This window comes from Pinisolibacter sp., from assembly GCF_036782435.1.
GTDB lineage: Bacteria > Pseudomonadota > Alphaproteobacteria > Rhizobiales > Ancalomicrobiaceae > CALBKH01.
Genome location: NZ_DAIPZB010000110.1, coordinates 1 through 1547, shown reverse-complemented (window position 1 = coordinate 1547; position 1547 = coordinate 1). Strand labels below are relative to the sequence as shown.

Below are 1547 nucleotides of genomic sequence, written 5' to 3'. Positions count from 1 at the left end.
GCTCGACGGTCGGGACGGTCCGGCAACGGCTGCGGCCGACGATCTTCCGCCGCCCTTCGGGCTTTGCATCGCGAGGTAAGATCGCCGTCCGTCGCCGTCCTCCGCGTTGCTCCGGCCCGGCGGGTACGCATGATTCCCGAAAGTGGAATCCGGTTTCGGGAACGGATCATGCGCGAGAAAGGCGCCGGGTGCAGGTCCGTCCGCTTCCGTGAGCTTCGTCGCCATCAAGGCCGCGAGGGCGCGGTCCAACCGACGGAGCATCCCATGAGCGGGCACGACGACTTCGACCCCCATCACATCGCCTCTCCCACCGATCATTTCCTCACCCAGCTCCAGCTCTACGGCTGGCGCCCCTTCCAGGACGAGCCCGATCCTCGTCCACTTCCCGAAGGCTCCCGCGTCGCCGGTGCAATCGCCGACATCTTCGACGCCCTGATCTCGACGCTCGCCGACACCCGCCTCGAACCCGACCTCGACGATCTCCTCTGGTCGACCGTCAATCTCTTCCACCGCGCCTGTCGGCGGATCGAAGGCGAACTCGACGGGAACGAGGCGGCGCAGCGTCGCTCGCAGGGCGAACAGGACGGCAGCGAGGTGCGCTCGGTCGAACTGGAACGACTGATCGCCGAAGGCCAGACCCTGATCGAACGCCGTGACGCTTTCGAACTGATGCGCGACCAGGCTGCGGAGCACCACGAGCGCCACACCGGCTCATTCTGGCGTCCGCACGTCGGGTCGATGGTCTCCCATCGCAACCTCACCTCGGCCGTCGTCGACAGCCGCGACTTCCTCGCCGCCAAACGTCGCTCCGAGACCGAAGTGATGGTGCCCGCCGGGCCGAAGATCGCCTTCACCGGCGGCGATACCGCCGACCACGCGAGCATCTTCGCCAAGCTCGATCAGATCCTGGCCAAGCACCCCGACATGGTGTTGTTGCACGGCGGCTCGCCGAAGGGGGCCGAGAAGATCGCCGCCCGCTGGGCCGACATCCGCAAGGTTCCGCAAGTCGCCTTCAAGCCCGACTGGACCAAGCACGGCAAGGCCGCCCCGTTCAAGCGCAACGACCAGATGCTCTCCGTCCTGCCGATCGGCGTCGTCGTCTTCCCCGGCACCGGTATCCAGGACAACCTCGCCGACAAGGCGCGCAAGCTCGGGATCCCGATCTACCGGTTCGGCAAGGGCGGCGCGTGAGAGCCGCAGTTCCACCCGAAGCGGACATTTGCGCATTCGTCGCGTGACCTTATCAACCTGGCCTCGGGTGTGATCACGGCGGTCACGCACGAACGAGAGCCGCCCCGAATGGTCTTCACCATCGCGTCGATGGTGAACCAGAGGAACCGTCGGGTCTCGACGACGAGCGACGGATGGACGGTCGTGACCGACGACGGCAAGCTCTCCGCCCAGCTCGAGTACACCGTCGCGGTCAGCCGGACCGGTTTCGAGGTCATGACGCTTCGTCTCGACGAGGCGCCTCTTTCGGACGCGCAGCTGTTGAGAGTCCGTTTTGAAAATCACGGATGAGCGTTTCGCCTGAGGAGATTGCCACC

The 1547-nt window shown here is 66.0% G+C and carries 2 protein-coding genes; both read left to right on the top strand.

The genetic code is table 11. The features are described 5' to 3' along the window. Positions 1–264: 264 nt before the first annotated feature. Positions 265–1191, top strand: a complete 927-nt coding sequence (locus tag V7Q42_RS21405) for a DUF2493 domain-containing protein (RefSeq protein WP_333826297.1) — start codon at positions 265–267, stop codon at positions 1189–1191. 183 nt (positions 1192–1374) lie between these two features. Beyond that, positions 1375–1521, top strand: a complete 147-nt coding sequence (locus V7Q42_RS21400) for a hypothetical protein (RefSeq protein WP_333826296.1) — start codon at positions 1375–1377, stop codon at positions 1519–1521. Positions 1522–1547 lie beyond the last annotated feature (26 nt).